The sequence below is a fragment of the Paenibacillus sp. CH40 genome, assembly GCF_024213605.1.
In the GTDB taxonomy this organism is placed as follows: Bacteria; Bacillota; Bacilli; order Paenibacillales; family Paenibacillaceae; genus Paenibacillus; species Paenibacillus polymyxa_B.
Genome location: NZ_JANAVQ010000001.1, coordinates 124,683 through 144,812, shown reverse-complemented (window position 1 = coordinate 144,812; position 20,130 = coordinate 124,683). Strand labels below are relative to the sequence as shown.

General features: G+C 45.3%; 16 protein-coding genes and 3 pseudogenes. 4 read left to right on the top strand and 15 right to left on the bottom strand.

The genetic code is table 11. From position 1 onward, the window contains the following. Window positions 1-113: 113 nt before the first annotated feature. Window positions 114-371 (bottom strand): GlsB/YeaQ/YmgE family stress response membrane protein, encoded by a 258-nt coding sequence (locus NLX73_RS00600; RefSeq protein ID WP_023989828.1) that lies wholly within the window; start codon window positions 369-371, stop codon window positions 114-116. 296 nt (window positions 372-667) lie between these two features. On the opposite strand from NLX73_RS00600, the pseudogene NLX73_RS00595 reads away from it, so the two are divergent. Together NLX73_RS00595 and NLX73_RS00590 are read left to right on the top strand one after the other, a co-directional pair. After that, window positions 668-930: pseudogene (locus NLX73_RS00595) on the top strand (YkgJ family cysteine cluster protein). Between the two features lie 36 nt (window positions 931-966). Next, window positions 967-1,917 carry an acetylxylan esterase gene (locus NLX73_RS00590; protein WP_254325085.1) on the top strand — a complete coding sequence of 317 codons (951 nt, stop codon included), beginning with the start codon at window positions 967-969 and terminating at the stop codon, window positions 1,915-1,917. Window positions 1,918-2,085: 168 nt separating this feature from the next. Here the strand turns inward: NLX73_RS00590 and NLX73_RS00585 are convergent, their stop codons facing one another. Then, window positions 2,086-2,409, bottom strand: a complete 324-nt coding sequence (locus NLX73_RS00585; RefSeq protein WP_025723814.1) for a DUF3817 domain-containing protein — start codon at window positions 2,407-2,409, stop codon at window positions 2,086-2,088. A gap of 152 nt (window positions 2,410-2,561) precedes the next feature. On the opposite strand from NLX73_RS00585, the gene NLX73_RS00580 reads away from it, so the two are divergent. Further along, window positions 2,562-3,566, top strand: coding sequence for an LLM class flavin-dependent oxidoreductase (locus tag NLX73_RS00580; RefSeq protein ID WP_235308923.1), 1,005 nt, complete (start codon window positions 2,562-2,564; stop codon window positions 3,564-3,566). A 321-nt stretch (window positions 3,567-3,887) separates the two neighbouring features. Here the strand turns inward: NLX73_RS00580 and NLX73_RS00575 are convergent, their stop codons facing one another. The 4 genes from NLX73_RS00575 to NLX73_RS00560 form a co-directional block, all read right to left on the bottom strand. Further along, a complete protein-coding gene (locus tag NLX73_RS00575; protein ID WP_254325084.1) occupies window positions 3,888-5,510 on the bottom strand; it encodes a cellulase family glycosylhydrolase in 1,623 nt (540 codons plus the stop codon). Between the two features lie 407 nt (window positions 5,511-5,917). Further along, on the bottom strand, window positions 5,918-6,169 hold the full coding sequence (locus tag NLX73_RS00570) for a hypothetical protein (protein WP_254325083.1): 252 nt from the start codon (window positions 6,167-6,169) through the stop codon (window positions 5,918-5,920). A gap of 223 nt (window positions 6,170-6,392) precedes the next feature. Continuing rightward, window positions 6,393-8,153, bottom strand: a complete 1,761-nt coding sequence (gene dhaK / locus NLX73_RS00565) for a dihydroxyacetone kinase subunit DhaK (protein WP_254325082.1) — start codon at window positions 8,151-8,153, stop codon at window positions 6,393-6,395. 1 nt (window position 8,154) lies between these two features. Further along, entirely contained in the window at window positions 8,155-9,288 is a 1,134-nt protein-coding gene (locus tag NLX73_RS00560) for a glycerol dehydrogenase (protein ID WP_061828720.1), read from the bottom strand. A 189-nt stretch (window positions 9,289-9,477) separates the two neighbouring features. Here NLX73_RS00560 and NLX73_RS00555 point away from each other — a divergent pair. Continuing rightward, a pseudogene (locus NLX73_RS00555) lies at window positions 9,478-10,508 on the top strand (PocR ligand-binding domain-containing protein). Between the two features lie 175 nt (window positions 10,509-10,683). Here NLX73_RS00555 and NLX73_RS00550 read toward each other — a convergent pair. The 9 genes and pseudogenes from NLX73_RS00550 to NLX73_RS00510 all read right to left on the bottom strand — a co-directional run bounded on the left by NLX73_RS00550 (window position 10,684) and on the right by NLX73_RS00510 (window position 20,129). Beyond that, window positions 10,684-11,613: pseudogene (locus tag NLX73_RS00550) on the bottom strand (DUF2167 domain-containing protein). Between the two features lie 900 nt (window positions 11,614-12,513). After that, window positions 12,514-12,957 (bottom strand): SUKH-3 domain-containing protein, encoded by a 444-nt coding sequence (locus tag NLX73_RS00545; RefSeq protein WP_254325080.1) that lies wholly within the window; start codon window positions 12,955-12,957, stop codon window positions 12,514-12,516. 34 nt (window positions 12,958-12,991) lie between these two features. Further along, the gene (locus NLX73_RS00540; RefSeq protein WP_254325079.1) at window positions 12,992-15,739 is read right to left on the bottom strand and encodes a hypothetical protein; all 2,748 of its coding nucleotides are present in this window, start codon (window positions 15,737-15,739) and stop codon (window positions 12,992-12,994) included. Window positions 15,740-15,760: 21 nt separating this feature from the next. After that, window positions 15,761-16,153, bottom strand: coding sequence for a DUF4280 domain-containing protein (locus tag NLX73_RS00535; RefSeq protein WP_013311459.1), 393 nt, complete (start codon window positions 16,151-16,153; stop codon window positions 15,761-15,763). A gap of 15 nt (window positions 16,154-16,168) precedes the next feature. After that, window positions 16,169-16,693, bottom strand: a complete 525-nt coding sequence (locus tag NLX73_RS00530; protein WP_254325078.1) for a hypothetical protein — start codon at window positions 16,691-16,693, stop codon at window positions 16,169-16,171. Continuing rightward, window positions 16,675-17,322, bottom strand: coding sequence for a hypothetical protein (locus tag NLX73_RS00525; protein ID WP_254325077.1), 648 nt, complete (start codon window positions 17,320-17,322; stop codon window positions 16,675-16,677). The genes NLX73_RS00530 and NLX73_RS00525 overlap by 19 nt, the downstream gene beginning before the upstream one ends. Continuing rightward, window positions 17,319-18,731 (bottom strand): phage tail protein, encoded by a 1,413-nt coding sequence (locus tag NLX73_RS00520; protein WP_254325076.1) that lies wholly within the window; start codon window positions 18,729-18,731, stop codon window positions 17,319-17,321. The genes NLX73_RS00525 and NLX73_RS00520 overlap by 4 nt, the downstream gene beginning before the upstream one ends. Then, entirely contained in the window at window positions 18,728-19,327 is a 600-nt protein-coding gene (locus NLX73_RS00515) for a hypothetical protein (RefSeq protein ID WP_254325075.1), read from the bottom strand. The genes NLX73_RS00520 and NLX73_RS00515 overlap by 4 nt, the downstream gene beginning before the upstream one ends. Before the next feature lie 25 nt (window positions 19,328-19,352). Further along, a complete protein-coding gene (locus tag NLX73_RS00510) occupies window positions 19,353-20,129 on the bottom strand; it encodes a DNA and RNA helicase (RefSeq protein ID WP_254325074.1) in 777 nt (258 codons plus the stop codon). Window position 20,130: the final 1 nt, after the last annotated feature.

Below are 20,130 nucleotides of genomic sequence, written 5' to 3'. Positions count from 1 at the left end.
TTTCCTCAAAAAAAGCTGCTCCCACAGGTTCATTTTCGAACCTTGCGGAAGCAGCTTCTTTTCATTTTAGTCCTAATCCCCATAGGGGCTAGTCTATTCAATGATTCGTAAAGTTAGCCTCTACTCCGTCCAACGGAACGGAAGATCAAGCTTACAATCACGACCAGCACAATCGCACCAATTAATGCAGGAACGATGTAGAACGATCCGATCTCAGGACCCCAGTTTCCCAGAATCAAGCTACCCAACCATGCGCCGATAAAACCAGCAATGATGTTACCGATCACGCCACCCGGAACATCACGACCTGCAATAATTCCTGCCAACCAACCAATAATACCACCAACAATCAATGCCCATAACCAACTCATTTTGCGTCACCTCGTTTAAGTTTTTATCGTTGTGTTCTATTATTAACCACTCGAACTCCTTTTGAACACACAAAAGACAATTGGTTAATATTACCACCGAATGAAACACTGATTTAGGGACTTGATACCATCTTACGTGCCTCTACGACTATTTATACCCCTTGTGTGAAAAGTGTGTCTCATATGCGTTTATCCTTGTATTCCTACTTTTTTTGTGCCATCCTCACATTATGGCTTCATTAATGTCACTTCATGCATAAGTTACAAAAATAACAGATTTTAAGGAGTGACCCCAACTGGAGTGTCGAGTAGGATGTGCCGCCTGCTGTATTGCCATTACGATTTCTTCCCCTATTCCCGGCATGCCAGATGGAAAACCAGCTGGTGTTCCTTGCCCTCAGCTAACTTCCGATTACCGTTGCCGATTGTTTGGCAAACCTGAGCGCCAGTTGTATGCAGTGGATTCCATGCTGATGAGGATACGTGTGGAAGCACTAATGAAAGAGCATTTGAACTGCTGAGAGAGCTGGAGGAGTCAACTTTACCGGGTAAAGCTTAAGGAGAAGTTCATTCTATATGAAGGAGAATTTTAATTATGAATGTTATTGAAAAAAGAATTGCCGAATTGAAGCAATATCGGCCCGATCTTACCGCCCCGAAGGATATCGATTTATTCTGGGCCAAAACACTGGAAGAAGTCCACACCAAACCTGTACGTGCGTTCAAAGCTCCCGTAGAAACACCATATCCTCATATGCTTGCCTATAGGGTTACTTTTGAGGGTGTTGATGATACGCCTCTGCATGCCTGGTATGTACGCCCCCAATTTGCCGGAGATCAAAAACTGCCGTGTATCGTTCTGTTTCATGGCTATACAGGCGGAAAAGGCTATCCTGAAGATTATTCCTCCTGGCTCATGCTTGGCTTTGCGGTATTGGCCGTAGATGTGCGTGGCCAGGGAGGAGAAACGGGAGACCGTCTGGGTGATCCTCATGGTACGGTTAAAGGCTGGGTAACGAAAGGAATATTGGACAAGGATACCTGCTACTACAAAACGATTACAACCGATGCCCTTAGAGCCGTAGATTGGGTAGCGGAGCAGTCGGATGTCGATTCGGCTAAAATCGCAATCAGTGGCGCCAGTCAGGGCGGCGGACTTTCATTAATGGTGGCTGCGCTCAGCGATAAAGCTGCCATTACGGTAGCGGATATCCCCAATATGTGTCATATGGATTTTGGTATGATGAATTCTACCAGTTCACTGACGGAAGCAGCTGAATTCGCCAACCGATTTCCGGAGCATTTGGAGCAGGTACTACATACATTAAGTTATTTTGACGTGATGAATCTGGCTCATCGCATTCGTACCCCGATCATGGTATCGGTAGGGTTCAAGGATACGGTGTGTATGCCAGAGACGATTTTCGCCGCTTATAACCGTATTGAATCACCGAAAACGATTGAAATTTATCCGTTTACCGGACATTGGGTTGAAGGCTTTCAAAGACGCAAAACGGCAGAATTTTTAGTTCAGCATTTTTCTTAATTCGATTTCCAACGCTCGAAAGTACAATATATAGAATGATTCCTCCGGTGCACAAAAAAAGAACACCACGCATCAAACTGCGTAATGTTCTTTTCTACTGCATCGGGTCCAGTCCCGCTTACGCCCGACAGACTCCTCGACAACTCACACGAAACAAATCTTCTAAGATTACGATGCAGCTCGCTGTTCTGCTGCCGAATCCCCTGTCCATTTTCGCACCCAAACAAAATCCATAATCATCAGACCAAACGGGATGAAGGAGGCAAACATAATAAAAAGAGGCCGCCGTATAGACCAGTGCAGTGCTGTTTTTCCATAGATTAAAGCAACGAGGAGCAACAAAAAGCTCACCCGGTATATGTTACCAATCACCATAACCGCCTGGGTCATGCCCGCAGCTTGCAGGGGCTGGTGGGTGAATAGTATCGCCAAATAAGCTATTGCTTGAATCCAGAGCATGAGTCGGACACGCCCCAAAGGTGTTCTTAACACAAATTTAATCCCCTCTCCATAAGCAAGGATGTTCTCTCATCCTTTACACATCCTTTATTATAACGAAAAGGTCCCCAAACTCCAACCTATCCATTTTTGAGTTTTGACCTAATGAGTTGTGTCTGATACAGTTGTGTAAGAGGTGATTATAAATGCTTAAACTGGGTATACTGGACCAGTCTCATATTCCTGAAGGCGGTACTGCTCAGGATGCATTATCCAATACAACAGATTTAGCGCGTGAAGCTGATCAACTGGGATATAGCCGTTATTGGGTATCCGAACATCATGCGTCCAAAACACTAGCGCACTCCAGCCCTGAAGTGCTGATTGCGCATTTGGCTGCTCACACATCACGCATTCGTGTGGGTTCAGGCGGTATTATGCTGCCACACTACAGCGCGTATAAAGTCGCCGAAAACTTCCGCTTGCTGGAGGCGCTTCATCCAGGACGCATCGACCTGGGAATAGGACGTGCTCCCGGTGGTTTACCCCTGGCTACTCGTGCCCTGCAGGAAGGCAAGTATCAATCTGTCGAACAATATCCACAGCAGATTCTCGATTTAATCGATTACTTCCATGATTCGGTGCCTGACAATCATCGATTTGCCGGTCTTCATGCCTCCCCGATGATATCGACCGTTCCTGAATTATGGTTGCTCGGCTCCAGCGGAGAGAGCGCCAGATTGGCCGCGATGATGGGTGCCTCCTATGCCTTTGCCCAATTTTTCGGGACTCCAGGTGGTGTAGAAGCTACCGCACGTTACCACGAGCAATTCCAGCCTTCGATCCTGGGTGATAAACCCCATTCCATGGCGGCAGTTACGGTGGCCTGCGCGGAAACCGAAGAGGAAGCTGAGCAGCTGGCGTCCAGTGCTAGTTTGTATTTCCTTTTGCTCATGCAAGGTAAAGAAATGAGTTCTCTTCCGTCGGTGAAAACAGCAATGTCCTATCCGTACACGGAGTTGGATCGTGAGCGGCTGCGTCAGTCTGCAGCCTGGCGTGTTGTTGGTACCCCTGAACAGTGTAAAGAACAGCTGCTAAGACTGGCTGAGCAGTATCGTACCGATGAGTTACTGGTCGTTTCATCCATTCATGACTTTGATAAACGTATTCAGTCCTACCGTCTGCTGGCCAAAGCTTTTGCTTTGGTATAGACGCAATTGAACGGAGGCTGAGTTTCTGAAACATTAAAACCCCCGCGTGCCTATGATGGCAACAGCGGGGGTTTGTCGTAAAGAAGGGTTCATTGGAACCAACCCCTCTGCACTATGGAAGTAATTCAAGCACCACAAAAGTCGAATATCATATGGTACTTTGGTAGTACATAAACCGACACTAAAGGGTGGGTCATCCACTCCTAAAGTTCCAGTATCCATATACCAAAGACGTATGCTTTATACTCCAAAGCTTGGAAAGATTGCACCCTAAAGTCCCATATCTTTACTCGTTTTGATAAAGTTAGTAACGGTTAAATTCTAAGGTTCTATACCCCAAACCAGCTTACCCTGCTGATATACAGTGCCATGGTCCCAGTCTGCGAATGCTGTTTGGGTAGCACCATAGGAGTAATCGTTGGTCTCATCAAAATTGCTCCAATTTGCAGCATGAATCCGGGGTTGAATTTCTCCACTTTCCCCGCCGGGCTGAATCGTTCCCGCTCCATCTGTGAAAGAAATCTCCACATATTTATCAGCCTTGGCCTTTGGATTCGGCAATGTTACAAAAGTTGCTTTTACCTTTTCAGTGCCAATCCTAGCCCAGTCCACAAAAAACTGTTGAGCTTGTTTGCTTTCATCTGTGTAATAGTAGCGAATTTTTAGATCACTCAGCTTCACAGCTGTTTTTCCTGTGTTTTTGATATTAAATTCAGGACGGATTGCGTTATCCTTGGCGTTCGTGTCACCAGTGCGATACTGAAGCACAATCCCTTGATCGTTACTGCCGGGTGTACTTCCTCCGTTGCCGTTATTGCCGCCGTTGTTGCCACCACCGTTATCACCGCCAGTATTGCCAGTATTGCCATCTCCGCCGTTATCCCCACCGTTGTTTCCGCCTCCACCATTGTTGCTGGAGCCTTCCAGAATCGCCTGTTTTACGAATTTGCCGGAAGCCGACAATTGCGAATCAGGCCATCCGCCCTTACGGTCAGCACCAGGCAACAGCGCAGCAGAGGTCTCATTTTTATCTGCCAGCGACCAGTTAGTCCAGCTGATTCCACGGCTTGCAAGAAAATCAGTCCATACTTTGGATTCATTCAGGAACGGACCACCGTTACCCGAAGCATCGCTTGTACCCCACTCGGTAGCAAATATGCCCACTCCTTTGTTCAGCGCATAATCGACCCGATCGCGCAAGTACTGTCCATGCGTACCCGCATAGAAATGTACGGTATACATTGTATTCTTGTCTGGAAGTGGATGGTCTGCTGCATCATGTACATCCTGACTCCATGTGCCTGTTCCTACAATAATAATATTGTCCGGGTCCTTAGCTCGAATAACCTGAGATACCTCAGACGCATAAGGTCGGATTTGATTGTTCCAGTTCACATTCCCATTCGGCTCGTTGGCAAGTTCATAGATTACGTTAGGCAAATGGCCGTACTGAGTCGAAAATTCATTAAAGAAAGCTTTGGCTTCATTTTTATGAATGTTCGGATCGCCATCTGAAAGAATGTGCCAGTCAATAATGACGTACAAGCCCAGTTTCTGTGCTGCCCCAATCGCTTCCTTCACTTTATTTTTCAAAGAAGGGTTGGCAATATAACCATTTTCTTCAGTGTACAGTGCAACCCGGAATACGGAAATGCCCCAATCGTCCCGTAGCCATTTCATAGAGTCCTGATTTACCAGATCCCCAAACCATTGGACACCGTGAGAGCTAATCCCTTTGAGTTGTACAGTTTTACCGTTTTTATCCACCAGTTTACCATTTTTTACCGAAAGTTGTCCGTAACGTTCCACAGGGGTCGTCCTGGCAGCCTCTGCTGTTTGCGTATTCCAGTTGAATCCGTTCGTTAACGTTAATAGCAATACTGCTGTTAGCATCACCGCTACTCTTTTTGCGATCCTTGGCAGGACCCATTGCCCATTCATCATTTACACATTCCTTCCTTTTTATAAAGTAGATGAGACTTATCAGTACGTTGTTCTCCGCTCTTTCGCCCCCTCCTTCATACAACAAGAGGATCAGGTCCAAACATCGATGTCACTTACCTGTATATGGATGATACTACTATTATAGTTAGTTTCATGTTACATTTCGACTTTATGATAAAAAATGAACAGGAAGTCACGGTTTTGGGATGTGTTCTGCTTGGTTGGCTACTATAGAATACTAAAGGGACAAAAGACTCATTTACCGATTGCAAAATTCGGAGAATTTTTAGTTGTTTGATAAAAAAAGACTGCTTCCCGATGCCTTGGCTCGGTATAGCAGTCTTATAGATGATCTTATATGTGATCGATTAATGTTACAAATTTCGTCTTAACGTAGGATCTCCCTATTACCTCTGAGCAGTTGCTTGAGGTTCTTTGGTCGTCTGATCTTCCTTCATATCGCCGCCATCCGTCGCTTGATCTGTCAGTACAGTCTCAGATGAGTTACCTATTACCTTGTCAATAAGTTGCAGCCAAGGTTCTTCACTACCTCCACAGCTCTCAATATCACCGAGCAGGGACTCTAGCGTGGTTCCTTCTTCTGGCAAATCAATAACTAAACTGTCTTCGTCAACTTGGATGGTGCAGCAGGTTTTCATTGTAAATCCCTCGCTTAATTCATATTTGAGCATGCAGTAAGCTAGCTCAGATGGGATGAACTCCCATGGATTCCGGGATAAGCCCTTTGAATCCGTCTGAAATTATAAACCTAATGCACATCAATTGCAATGAACAAACCTTGAATTTTTAAGAATTAGCGAGTGTTACAGAATGGATATCTAAACGAAGTGTTCGCGACAGTAAATTTGGATATATAAAGAATCAGTTCAAACATTCAGCGAGTTCCGTAAAAATCACCCCAAGGGCATAAGCCCCTGCGTCTGGATAACCAAGGCTTCTCTCTCCTACCGTTCCGGCACGGCCCATGCGCGCCACGATGTCTTCCGTCTTTTTGGCCCCTGATACAGCGGCTTGAGCACCTCTTATAAAGGCTGTCTTCACGTCAAAATCTAATTTCGCGCTCTCCACCCAGCTATCCGCACATGGCACTAATGCATCTATAAGCGTTTTATCGCCAACGACGGCTCCTCTACCGAAAGAACGTTCGCCTGTCGATTGTATGCCTTGCACCGCAGCCTGCATCATATTTGCGAATTCAGAAACGGTGAGTTCGGTTCGTTCGCCCGCAGATCGTGCCGCTGCCCGAAATGCTGAGCCCCAGATCGGACCCGAAGCGCCACCGCAGTACTCCATGATGACGAGCGAGCATGAATGAAGAAAGGCTCCCATCGTCAAAGAATCTTGATTCAGGATGTCTCCCCATTCCCGTTTCAGCTGACGAAATCCCTTAGCAACGCTCATGCCAAAGTCGCCGTCGCCTGCATGAGAGTCAAGATCGCAGAAAGATACTTCATTCTTGATGATAACCTCACTCATCTTATCGACTAGGTAGATAAGATTGTTAAACGTAACTTTGTTGTTCTCAATAACCGCGAAGGCAGGGTCCGTTTCTACCTCAAAGGATACTTGCCGATTTTCGTCTGCTACAGTTGAAATATCCGTGAATTCGACATGATCAACAGGTCCAGCCACCTTGAACGCAGGTGCGTTGCTTTCATAAGAGAGGAGCGTTTTCAGTTCGTTGTCCAGCTTCATGATGGAAACCGAGATACCTGCCATATCGATACTCGTCATATAATTGTTGACAAAAGTGCGATCGATCGTGATCCCCTTCGCTGCTAGTTCGCGAGTGACCGAATGGTTGAAAAGGTACAGTTCTTGCAGAGGCGTACCGCCGAAACCATTGATCAACAGGGCAATTTCTCCGCTGAAGCCAGTTTCGATCTGCATGTCTCGAAGGATATCGGTTACCATTCTGCCTGCCAGCGTATCCGCATCCGTCAGCTTCTCGCGGCTGGTCCCAGGCTCGCCGTGAATGCCGACGCCGTACTCGATTTCATCATGCCCGAGCTCTAATGTTGGCGTGCCCTTCGCCGGCACGGTACACGAAGTCAATGCGAATCCGATACTGCGTACATTCGCAGCGGCTTTCTCGGCCACTGCTTTAACTTCCGCTAGACTCCGGCCCTCTTCCGCCGCTGCACCCGCGATCTTATGGACGAGTACCGTTCCCGCCACCCCGCGCCGTCCGACTGTATATAGGCTATCTTCTACAGCGATGTCGTCCTCAACCTTTACATAGCCCACTTCCAGACCGTCTTCAGTGGCCAAATGGGCGCCGTTTCTAAAGTTCATAATATCACCGCTGTAATTTTTAATAATCAGCAGCGCACCTTTTTTCCCAGTTGTTGCTCGGATGGCCTGATATACTTGAATTTGTGAAGGAGAGGCGAAGACATCACCGCAGACCGCGGCATCGAGCATCCCTTTGCCAACGAAGCCGGCGTGGGCGGGCTCATGCCCGCTGCCACCGCCGCTGATGAGCGTTACTTTCTCCGCGTTCAATTCCTTTTTCTTGAGCACTTTGTATTTTGGCAGAAATTCCAATTCGGGATGCGCAAGTGCAATACCACTGCACATCTCAAGGACCAAATTTTCCGCACGGTTGATGACCTTTTTCATGCTACTTTACCTCCGCTTTGTACTGGCTCCCGATACGGTCGGCCGCAGCGATTGCCGCTGCAACCTGCTCCACTGTGACCGGAAACGGCATGGAATGAATCGATTCCTCCAGAATGCAGGCCTTTGCAGCTACTTCCATGAGTTCTTCCTGGCTGATATGATCGACGCCAATATCAGCCAAGCAGACCGGTAAACCGACGGCTAAACAGAAATCAAGTACCTGATGCAATTCCTCCGTCGGTGCGTTTTCGAGCACCAGCTGTGCGATCGTGCCGAATGCAACTTTCTCTCCATGATAATAATGATGCGTGCCTTCCAAAATCGTGAGTCCATCATGAATTGCATGGGCCGCCGCAAGTCCGCCGCTTTCGAAGCCGAGGCCTGAGAGTAAAATATTAGTTTCAATGATATTTTCGAGTGCTTGCGTAACTTGGTTTTCATCACATGCCGCTTTTGCTTTGGCACCGTCTTTCAACAGCATTTCATAGCATAGCGTTGCAAGTGCAATCGCCGCATTTGTACCTACTGCTGGCGCACACTGTCCTTCGCGCACTCCGTTAGGCAGTCCGGCATTGACCCTGGAGTAAGAACGGGAGGTCGCACGGGCTTCAAAGTAAGTTGACAGTGCATCACCCATGCCTGATACAAGGAATCGGGTTGGTGCATTAGCGATAACGGTAGTGTCGACTAATACGACACTCGGACTTTGCTTAAAATAGGCGTAATCGTCGAAAGCGCCTTCTGGGGTGTAAAGAACGGCCGAGTGACTTGTCGGTGCATCCGTCGCAGCAATCGTCGGACAGATGATTAGCGCTTCCCCTTGAGCCACGCATTTCGCCGCGTCGATCGCTTTCCCACCGCCGAGACCTACGATACAATCGCATCCATTCGCAGTAGCAATTTCCTGAAGTCTAGACACTTCCTGTCTGGAACACTCACCCATAAAACCGCTTTCAATAAAGGTTACGTTATATTTACCCAAAGTGGAATCAAGCTTATCTTTTACCCGCGCCACATCATCAGGATGCGCAATCAGTAAAGCGGATTTGCCGAAAGTGCTCACATAGTAACCCAAATTCAACAATTCGTTTTCACCTTGTACATATTTGCTTGGGCTGATAAAAGCTTTTCTCATCTATAATTCCTCCTTATGATCGTGTTGGCTTCGTTCTGATTAAAACTATAACCGAACCATGTAAACTTTACATTGGAGGAATCAAGGAATATATTATAATCTACAATCGTATTTTTTTGCACTGAAGATCACGAATTGTACTTTTTTGTTATTGCTTACAGGATAATTTACCATTAAGGGATGAGAATCTTGATACGTGAACATTTGAGCATCCAGAAAATCTTTGATTTGAAAAAGTGGGAGCAGTTGCAGGATTCATTAGCATCCGTTACCAAATTAGCCATTCTCACCGTCGATTATAAAGGGAATCCCGTAACTAGCCACAGCCAATGCCAATCGTTCTGCAAAAAGGTTCGCCAGGATGAGAATCTCCTTCCCTACTGCCAAAAATGTGATTCTCGCGGTGGACTTGAAGCGGTGCGTTCCAACAAACCTTATATTTATCTCTGTCATTATGACATCGTCGACATCGCGGTACCGATCATTATCGACGATAAGTACATCGGCGCCGTCATGGCAGGTCAGGTACGTTTAGCCGATCCTTCGAGCGCCTTACAGCTCGAGCAAATCCTCACCTCAAAAAATGAAAAACTGTACAGTTCCAAATGGGAAGAACTTAAGAACGACTACGCCGATCTGCCGTCCATGACCTATCAGGAAATTCAGACGATCTCCAGCATGTTATCCTTATTGTGTAATTATATTGTTGAAGAAGCGATGAACAAAAATCTTCTCGCAGAAATGTTCGAGAAGGCGTCGGCCACACAGTCCACTCCGCAGTTGTCCGAGATCCTTCCTGGCTACTCGTTGGAGCATATCGAAAACCTTAAGAAAGAAATGAATAATTTCTTAGCAGATGCCTATCTGAATTCCTCAGGAGATGTGGATATTTCGTGCGGAAATCCCGTACTAAAACCCGCCTTTGAATATATTTTTGTACAAAGGGTGAAACTTTTTCTCTTAAAGCCATGGCTGACTTGTGCCACATTAGCCCAAGCTATTTTAGTCGGCTGTTTGCGAAGGAAACGGGGGAGAACTTTTCCAGCTATCTTTCCCGCCTGAAGATTAAATGGGCGAAGCAGTTGCTCGAAGCTACAGATATTCCGGTATCCCAGATCAGTAGCGAGCTCGGCTTCAATGAGCCGGGGTATTTCATCAAAATATTCAAAAAGTATGAAGGCACAACGCCCGCGGTGTACCGAAAGTATTACAAAGGATAAAATAAACGAAAAACAGATGATTCACGAGTCTAACGTCACCATGATCATCTGTTCATATTGTTCTACTCAAGTTACGTATCCATGTCGTGCTTCTCAGGCTGCCTGAGATTGTGATTTGCGCTCAATCACCATCCCCTTTTTATCAGCAATTTTATATTGGAGTGTTTTTTTATCTTTACTGTAGTGTTTCTGACTGATCCTGAACGTTCGTTTCATTGTGCATGGCTGATTTTTTCTTGCGAAATAATTTGGTAAAAAACTTGCCTATCACACCAAACACACCTGCACAAGCAGCACCAATAAGTATGATAACCTTAATTCCCGCGCCCTAAAAAAAAGCAATGAGTAATGCCAACAAGCCTACTTTTTTAGCTACTGCCAAGCCTGCTCCTCCCAAAATCAATCCGGTTAGGCCGTATTCGGAAATTTTGTCCGTTGAAGCATTAAAATCCTCGTACCGCTCACCTGATTTGACTGTCAGCTTGGGTAATATGTTCTCATTCAAAAACTTCTTATCTGCGTCCAAATGCGCAGGATCGGACACTAATATTGCAGAGATATAACCCTGACGGGTGAGCAAACGAACATTATAATTGATCAACTTTTCCTTGTTCCCATCCTCCGCCAACATAGACCAGGTCAGATTATGGGTCGATTCATTATAAAAAGGCTCCACATCCCAGCCCGTAACATACAGACGATCACTTTCCGCTTTTTCCTTGTTACTCTCTTCCGTACCCTCTTTATAACTATCTAGAATGGCATCCGCATCGATGTCTTCTTTTTCATCATCCTTGATGTGTCCAAGTTCATAATATTCAAAAACAACTTCCCAATTTTGGTTTTCATCTTTCGGGAATATACTCCCAATCTCCTTGCCGGATGGCTTCTCATGATTCATCTCGCTTACCTTTGCTGTGTTAGCTGCATCCAAGAAAAGAAGAGATGAGTTCAGTTCAACCGCAGCCATTTTTCCCAAGTCTACCTTTCGGCCACCCTCAATCCCTTTTAATTGTTCATTGGATAAGGCCCACGCGTTACCCCCACTGAGTAACACCAGACTAAGCGCCAACAGCGCTCCAAAAATCGTTTGGCCCCATTTCATTTTGCTACTACCTCTGTTATCTAGTCTCTTGTTCAAAACTCATTACCCCTTTATAAATTCCAATATCTCCCGTGTTCCCAACCATATTAGCCACGCTTTATATTTTGTCAATTCACAGTAGCAAAGGGAGTTCCCGAGACTTAATACTCATTTTTATACATATGTATGCAAATATTCTAATCTAAACGAACTGAATTTATAATATGTGAATGAGCGATAAGAAAAACTCATAAAGGACAAGCACAATTGTGCAATGGCACTACTTATCCGTTCTAGCTTCCTATTTATGAATTCCTAAAAAGGGCTTATTCCTTGATACGACAACCCCGTTGACTTCTAGCTTAATTCCGAACACATCCGTCTTGCATAAAAATGTAGAATTCCAGCAAATTAAGGAATGTATAATTCATCTAACAAGCGACTTTAGTCTTAGTGACTTTTTACCTGTTTTTAGATATATGTCAACTTTTTTATTTAAAAGAATGTATAGGCTTTCATAAGGTTGATTGATTAGAAATAAGCTAATTATTGAAAAAACACCCCTAAGGTGGTTTTTAGACATAAACATCAGCATATTATCATCTCTCGCTTGACCAATTGCAATTAATGATTCATTAGCTCGCATTTCTATTTCTTCGAAGTCTTCTTTTTCATAGTAATCCCCATAAGTTTCCTCTGGAATTATATGAAATGAGTCTTTATCTCCATTAGGTCGATTAAAGCTATACTTTATCCCTCCAAATCCCCTTAATACGTTAGCCTTATTGTTCCTTACCCTTTTATTTTGGGCATACAGAAAAAAAAGCTTATTCCTTCATTGATTCATAACGGAATAAGCTTTAAAAGTTTATTAAAACTGAAGTTATTTGTTGCTTAGTTGACTTTGTTAAATACTTAGCTTTATTCCTCACTAATTACCTTTAGCTCTTTACTCTCACATAAATTATTCATAGCTTCATATATATTATTGCCAAATTTCCAAATATAATAATCGTCCATGATACCGTACACTTTCCCAGTCTTAGACATAAACATAGTTGCATTATCGTCATATGCCAATCCGATCACAACTAGCTCTTCTCCAATTATCGTTTCATACCTGCTATAGTGTTTCCTTTCGATTCCTTCCCTTAAAAATTCAGGACCTATCTGAAAGTCATCTGATTCGTCACTAGGCACTGAATACTCTAGTCCTCCGAAATGTTCAAATGCCTCTTTAGCAAGATCAAATACTTCAAATCCCTTTTTTTCTAAAAAGTTTATTGTTGAGCTGATCTCTACTTTTCTTTCGGGATACCAACCAGCATCCTTTAAAATATCAATAGTTCTTTGTGAAAAATTCATATGTTAACCTCACTCAGTTTATTTATCATTTAAGTTACCATTTATCAACCATAAAGTCCTTGAATGTTTCCTTGCAATTTTTACACATTTTTTTAAATTTACCAGTCTCGAATGAAATGGTATTGAGCAGAATATCTTCTATTTTAGCTCCATTTTTTAATGCTTGATTAACTGCCTGTATTTCTGCACAGTTTTCAACTTCCCACTTTTCGAAACTCTCTTTTCCCTTTTGTTCTCTTGCAGCTTGCTTAGTTTTCTTCACTAACTCTGCAAGTCGAGGGTCTAATTCATTAGATGCAGAAGGATTAAACCTCTCAACTCCTGTCCTAGTATCTTTCCCGACACCATTATAACCTATATAAATTTCTTTGCTCTTAACGTCAGTAGCGGCGGTAATAACATGAGGTTGATAAGGTTCATTTGTTACCGGATCAATATACTTCCCAGAATCTAATTCTTTCAGTTCCTTATTCAATTTTTCTCTTGCAGCCTGTTTAGCTTCTTCTATATCTTTACTTCCTACTGGCCCCTCAACCTTTTTCGCCGAGTTCTCTTCCATTTCCTTCATGACCTTGTTGTAATTCTTCTGCACATCTGTCTGTGGAAGTGGTCCACTGTCCATCTTATTAACGTGCGGAACTGGCGCTCCGTTGGCTGTGGCCAACTTCCCGGGGTTGAGGCCGTCTGCCATTTTACTTAGTTGCTCATTGAACTTCTGACCCAGTTTACTGCCGGTCTGCTCCAGTTTGGTTACAGCTTTACCAAAGCCTGCCCCGACCGCATCTACACCTTTGCTAATCCATTGCGGTGTAACCTTGCTGCTTACCTTTTCCGCGAATCCGCCGATGGCCTTGCCTACTTTGGAATCCAGTACGCCCACGGTGACAAAACCCAGTCCTGCGTCTTTTGCTACTGAACCCCAGTTGATCTTTTCACCACTTAGCACCTGACTCGCCAAATTTTCCGCGGCATTTGTTACACCGCCGATCGCTGCTTTTCTTAGCAACGTTCCTCCTACACCGAGTGGACCAAAGATCGCTCCAGACACTGCCCCGATCCCCGCTTCTTTTAAGCCGGTCAGGGCATAGTCACTAAAGTCGCTCACTTCCCCTCGGGCGATATCCGATGCCGCCAAACTCGCTACGCCCAAGCCGCCTGCAAGCAGTGCTCCTCCGGCTACCGCCGCAATGACCACCGTACCCGCTCCAAGCGTCGCTACCGTAATGGCCGCCACCACGGCTACAGCTGCCACAACCGCCAAACCGCCCAAAATATTCATCCCCAGCTTGCCCCAGTTAAACGGTTCAGGGGGTGGCGGCGGTGGAGGTGGCTCGCCTTCCTTCGGTTCATCATCAAACGGCGGGTATGCAGTTCGGTCGCTACCGTCCGCCCAGACGTTTCCTCCCAACACGTGGTATTCGTTTTCTACCGAAAGCCCCGTGCTTCCTCCCGTCTGATACGCCATGACCTGACTGGTTCCGTCAATAATGATTTTCTTCGGCGTATTCAGAATGATTTCCTGCTCTGCTTCTAACGATAACTTCTTGGGACTAGTTATTTCAATCCCAGTAGCATCGTCCAGACTCATCTGCAATGTCCCACCCGGATCACCCATGATATGGATGCGACCCGGTGCCATTTTCAGCTCACTTCCATGCTCCGTACCAAAATATCGATCATTGGGATTACTCGTTTTCGCGCAACCGTCTCCATTTGTACGAACCGCACCCAAAATCATTGCTCTGGAACCAGACGCATCTGGAAAATACAGACTGGCCTGTGTTCCCACCTTCGGCATACTGTACATCGCACTTCCCGTTGGGGGAGCGAACGGGTACCAATGCGGCTCAGATACTCCATCATCCTTATCAATCGCCAGCCGCAGCTTCACTTCCTCTCCCCGCACCGCCAGAACCTCTCCTTCCAGAGAAATTCCGATTGTTTTGGGATTGGGGATGAAATCGCTGTGAATGCCCTCCGCACGGGCCAACACATAACTGAATAGCAAATGCCCCTTTTCCATGCGGCTTCGCAATTCAGTTACAATCATCGTTTTCTGGCGAAATTGCACCTCGTCTCCAAGAGCATACCGTTCTCCGCTTTCGATCTCGTATTTGAAAAAGTCGGTATCATGTAGCCCGGCTGACGTTCCGCCTGCCCGCTGATAGCCCTTTAAATCTTTACTTGCCGTATAAGGCGTATCCTTCCGAATCGTTCGCTGGGTGCCAGCTGGCATGCCGAAATACAGCTTCGGCGCTGCGGACTCCCATATGTCGCTGACCACCACTGTATGTAAACGGCTCGCCATCCGTTTCATAAGCTCCCAGTCGGTTTCATCATATTGTAAAATGGCTTCGCCTACCGACTGCTCTCCGGTCTGGAACAAGACATCACTTCGCTCATAGCCTTGAGCAAGCTTACTCACTAACTGTTTATATGTTTGTTTTTCCTCAGGAAAAGACCGCTTTCTTTTGACAATATCCAGCTCAAATGAGCCACTGATTCCTTCCAGTGTAAGTGTATATACTCCATTATGGTTCTCAACTTCCACCGTATGGACGACACCCTTAAATAAGCTGATTTCCTCTTGTCCATTCTGCGCATACACATGTAGCTGATCCTCTGAGGTCGCATCTAGCGCAGCCGTGGCATGACTCGACTCCTTACAAATGCCTGTGAGTGTAATACGCCCATGCTCACCCGGCTTCCACTCGATCTGAACATCCTTTAAGACCTGAATGGGGTAGGGGGAATTTATTCGAATCTGATCATATCCTATCATGTTTTCAAACCTCCCTTCCAGCTACTCCTCCTGCTGGCCATTCGTATGAAATTCGATAAATCCATGATATAAACAAGTCTGAAATGAAGAGGTCGTCAAGGCTGGCTGGCCTTCCACCTTTGTCGGTTCTTTTGTGTTTTTCCATTTATCCGTCAGCATTGGTAGGCATGGCTTCCCTGAGATTGTGGAGCCATCTTCGGCGATCAGATATATAGTCTCGGCACTCGGCTGTTCTGGACTGGTACAAATTCCAAAATGAGGGACATTCTCAGGAGAATAATCTCCTTCATTCATCATGGGTTTACCATTAACAAAAGCCCCGTGGCTGTTCGGCAAATTGATCTTTCGAGGATGTGTCCCGCAAGTGCAACGCATACAGGCCCCCCGTACGACATAATACTCATTATCTGACATGTTCCCTTTCCCTCCCTATTTCACCTCGACTTGCTCCAAAGCGATCCCGGTATAATCACGCCGCAATATACTTTCCGCCACATCCAAACGGACGATGATCATCGGGGTAGAACTCTCCTGGATTGTAAATATCTTGTGGCTCCGAATAGCATCTGCACGTAATACCAGCTTTCTAAGCACACTTTGATCTAAATTCCATTCGCTTTCTGGATGTACTGCTGCAAGCCGCTCCATAAAAGGAATATAGTAATTTTTCTGTATCCTCTGTTCGATCTGAGTAAGTATCGTTAATTTCATAGGCAGCTCTGGCACATAGGCCTGGACAAGGCGTTTTAAAGCATCTGAAATGAGTGGAATGGGACTTTCTAGATAATCAATAAAAATACTTTCTGCATCTGCCTTCACGTGAAACATCAATGGCTTGACAATATCCTCCGGCTGCAAATCATACAGCTTCCACGGATCAATCGTTTCCATCACCTTTTGTAGCGTAGGAACATGGGTATACCGCACATCCTGCTTTAAGAGGAAATAATCCATGAAGATTCCCCCTCTCGTGTCTCGGCTCCCTCACTATGCGTAAAACGGCACAATATTTCGCTATCATCTCGATATTCTCCAGCAAATATCGTGCATGCATTTGCTTTTGGCATCCTTTCTAACGAAGGGGAAGCGATAAAAACTGGCATCTGGCTTTTCAAGAACTCAACAGTAAGCAGATGGTATTTGACCGCCTCAATTTGTTGAATTTGTTCAATATCCATCGTCGTGATCTTACGGGCATAATCTGATTTAAGCTGTTCCAGCTTAGTCATGCGATTGAACAGAGGCTCGAAAACAAAGTCTGCCGACCATTCCACAGCGCATTCAGTCTCATCCAGAAACCAATTTTCATCATAGGCATCTATACGATAAACCGCTTTATTTTTCATAACACGAGTTCTGAGTAAGGAGATATAAATATATCGAATATCCCCCTTACGACCTTGCTCGTGCTGAAGGGTAGCGAGCTGGCATAGCGACTCTAAAGCTACTATAAGCTCGTCTTCAATGGCTTGCTGGCGCGTCAGAAAGTTGTTTTCAATAAGAGCCAAATCATGTATCCATTCCGTGAATACGTGCTTTTCCAGCAAATCCTGCAACGCAGCATCCCGATCCATGAGCTTCATTCAATGTTCACCTTACCCCCGGTTAATCTCACATCGTCCATGATGTCGAGTTTGGCTCCGGATTGAATAAAACTCACGCCTTCTTTCCCCTCCATAATAATTTTCGCTCCACCTGTAATTTGGATATCCTCCTGAGCAGACAGGGTTATTTTTTTGTTACTGTTAATTTCGATCCCGCCTTCATCCGTGAGGCGCATGAGCATTTGCCCACTGTTGATAATTTCTACTGCACCAGGCTTGAAAACGACTTGTTTGCCGTACTTGGTGCTGATACTTTTGACCGCAGGATCACTTCTTTTAACGGGATCAGAGGAGGCAAGATCGACAGAACTGGCGGCAAAAGCATGCTGCTCCCGTTCATCCGGAAAGTACAGACGAATTTGATCCCCTGCTTCCGGCATAACATACCAGCCGCTGCCATCAGGAGAAGAATAAACCGTAGAATAGGGAAACCACATAGCCCCGGATGCAGTCGAGCCTTGATCAATTTCCAGCTTGATTTTCACTTTTTCTTTGGAAATATCAATCACCTTGCCAAACAGAGAGGCTCCTGACAGATCATAGGCATAGACGGTTGGGCATTTTAACCCATGTGCATCCCGTAAAATGTAACGATTAACAATCAGATTTCCTTCTGTGGTCGTCTCCGCCCTAGCTATGTAAAGCGTTCTTTTATGAAAAATGACGGAGCTACCGAGCTCTAGCACTTTGTTGCTGGTCACTTCATAACTCAAGCTGTTAGACTCACCATATTCCGGCAGTCCGTTACGGGACATGAGCTTGTGCTCCTTCAAGTCTTTTTTTATGGAATAGTTATGTTCGTTCAGCGGTTGAGGGGCACTAGAATGGGGGACACCAATCACATATTTCAATCCTTGTTGCATCGTAATTGGAATTAAAGCAGCATGTAGCCGAGAAGCAATTCTTTTGACAAAAGCCCAGTCTGTTTCATTGTATTGCACTAATAATTCACCGATAGCTGCGCCATGAGAAGCCTCATCAATCACTTCTGCATCAGTATATGAACTTGTAACATGCGAAAATAGATTGTTATATGAATCGCCTGTTTTTTGGAATGAACGACGTTTGGGGCGAATGTCCATCATTAAGGTTTCACTGCTAGCCTCAATCGTAAGCTCGCGTACTCCGTTTACAGCTTTTACAGCAATATTCGTGACGATTCCCTGAAAAAAACGAATCTCCTTGCCTTCACTTTTTAAGAAGACTTCGATGTGCTCATCTTCATCTGCTTTTTCTACGTATTGATCCAGCTTGTCCTCCGAAACAATTCCACGTATGCAGAAGCTCACATGTTCGTTTAACTGTTTAATGAGATGGATACTTAATACACGCTGAAACTGATAAGGGGCCACCTGAACATCTGCTGTGGTGTAAATGGGGTCACTCATTCATATCCCTCCTTTTCTGCCTCGTCAACCGTTTGAATGGTACGAATCATCTGCAGGGCGACATCCCGCCATTCAGCATACTGCTTATACGGACAACAAAATGTTCCCATGACCGTCTTTCCTTCCAGCTCAAAGTAGAACATATTGTGGTAGATGGGCTGGTCTAGCGCAGGACTTTTAAAGTCAAAATAGCCAATCTGCTTACCATGTACCTCTACTATTTTTTCTTCATAAAATACATGGGCAGGATTCATATTTTTCATCATTGCCTTCATGCCAGAAGTGAGCTGTTCCACCCATTCATCTTGTAGCGTCTGGTCCACCCGATTCAGGGTAACATCCACACTGCCCAAATCATTCGTCAAAATCATTTCTGGACGTTGCTCATGAGGATATTTAATCTTTTGCAAATGCTTGGGCATTGGACTAAAGATAGAGGGGACATGCATTTTCAGCCGATCTTTAAAGAAAGATCGCTCTTCAAACACATAGGTTTGACCGTCAATGATTATGGGTCCTGCTAAAATATTGTTAGGCCTCTTCAGCTTCTCCATCTCGCGGAGCTGATCCAAAATCTTTTCATCCTCATATTTCATAATGCACACTCCTCTACCTGATTTTCTAATCCACAATCATCCGTCCGGCGCCGCCGCCCTGCCAACGGCCTGCTGTTCGTTTTCCACGTCCGGCGCCTTCTAGAATAAGAACTAGCTGTCTATGCAACTGAGCATGAGAATAATCTCTGTATTCCGCACCATTTCGGTTTGCAATGTAATGCTGAATGGAAGCTCTGTCTACGGCTTCTGAGTTCAGGCATATGAGCGCAAACATACAATCCATCGGATCTGTGGCACCACTTTTAAGCAGCTCAGATGCGAAGTAGCGCATCGTCTCTGGGCGCAATGTACTCTGCTTCAAACCCGCAAAAGGAGCATGAATATCACTCCATGTATTGAATTCGGTTGCCATGTCGGCAAAATCCTGATAATCCGAGCGAAGCACGGCTCCATCTTTGAGCTTGAATCGGCCCAGCTCTATCTCATCCAGACCGATCTCTGCCTCATCCTCCAGCACGATATCTGCATGATGAGCGGTGAAATCCGGGCGATCTGTTTGTTCCAAAAAGAGCATTTTCAACACCGACAGTCGCCCGGTGGCTGTATACGGTACTTCCTGCTCCTGCTCCAGCAGGTATAATCTATCCTTGTGCTTCACGATGCCTCTACCAATGGTCAGCGTGTTCTCCCCGACAGTTACGTTCATTCCGGTGATAATACCATCCGAAAAATCCTGATACCGGATATCCAGAAAACTGCGAGGATAGTCTCGCAAATTTTCTAGCATTTCGGTTTTTAGAATACGGCCCTTCTCAAACTTCGGAACGATATGCGTTAACATG

What these genes read in the sequence shown, in the direction of transcription:
- NLX73_RS00530 (WP_254325078.1), bottom strand. Translation starts at nt 16,693, where the DNA reads ATGGATTATTTCCTCTTAAAGCAGGATGTGCGGTATACCCATGTTCCT.
- NLX73_RS00575 (WP_254325084.1), bottom strand. Translation starts at nt 5,510, where the DNA reads ATGATGAATGGGCAATGGGTCCTGCCAAGGATCGCAAAAAGAGTAGCG.
- NLX73_RS00580 (WP_235308923.1), top strand. Translation starts at nt 2,562, where the DNA reads ATGCTTAAACTGGGTATACTGGACCAGTCTCATATTCCTGAAGGCGGT.
- NLX73_RS00520 (WP_254325076.1), bottom strand. Translation starts at nt 18,731, where the DNA reads ATGAGTGACCCCATTTACACCACAGCAGATGTTCAGGTGGCCCCTTAT.
- NLX73_RS00545 (WP_254325080.1), bottom strand. Translation starts at nt 12,957, where the DNA reads ATGAATTTTTCACAAAGAACTATTGATATTTTAAAGGATGCTGGTTGG.
- NLX73_RS00590 (WP_254325085.1), top strand. Translation starts at nt 967, where the DNA reads ATGAATGTTATTGAAAAAAGAATTGCCGAATTGAAGCAATATCGGCCC.
- NLX73_RS00560 (WP_061828720.1), bottom strand. Translation starts at nt 9,288, where the DNA reads ATGAGAAAAGCTTTTATCAGCCCAAGCAAATATGTACAAGGTGAAAAC.
- NLX73_RS00600 (WP_023989828.1), bottom strand. Translation starts at nt 371, where the DNA reads ATGAGTTGGTTATGGGCATTGATTGTTGGTGGTATTATTGGTTGGTTG.
- NLX73_RS00570 (WP_254325083.1), bottom strand. Translation starts at nt 6,169, where the DNA reads ATGAAAACCTGCTGCACCATCCAAGTTGACGAAGACAGTTTAGTTATT.
- NLX73_RS00510 (WP_254325074.1), bottom strand. Translation starts at nt 20,129, where the DNA reads ATGTTAACGCATATCGTTCCGAAGTTTGAGAAGGGCCGTATTCTAAAA.
- dhaK (WP_254325082.1), bottom strand. Translation starts at nt 8,153, where the DNA reads ATGAAAAAGGTCATCAACCGTGCGGAAAATTTGGTCCTTGAGATGTGC.
- NLX73_RS00515 (WP_254325075.1), bottom strand. Translation starts at nt 19,327, where the DNA reads ATGAAATATGAGGATGAAAAGATTTTGGATCAGCTCCGCGAGATGGAG.
- NLX73_RS00535 (WP_013311459.1), bottom strand. Translation starts at nt 16,153, where the DNA reads ATGTCAGATAATGAGTATTATGTCGTACGGGGGGCCTGTATGCGTTGC.
- NLX73_RS00525 (WP_254325077.1), bottom strand. Translation starts at nt 17,322, where the DNA reads ATGAAGCTCATGGATCGGGATGCTGCGTTGCAGGATTTGCTGGAAAAG.
- NLX73_RS00540 (WP_254325079.1), bottom strand. Translation starts at nt 15,739, where the DNA reads ATGATAGGATATGATCAGATTCGAATAAATTCCCCCTACCCCATTCAG.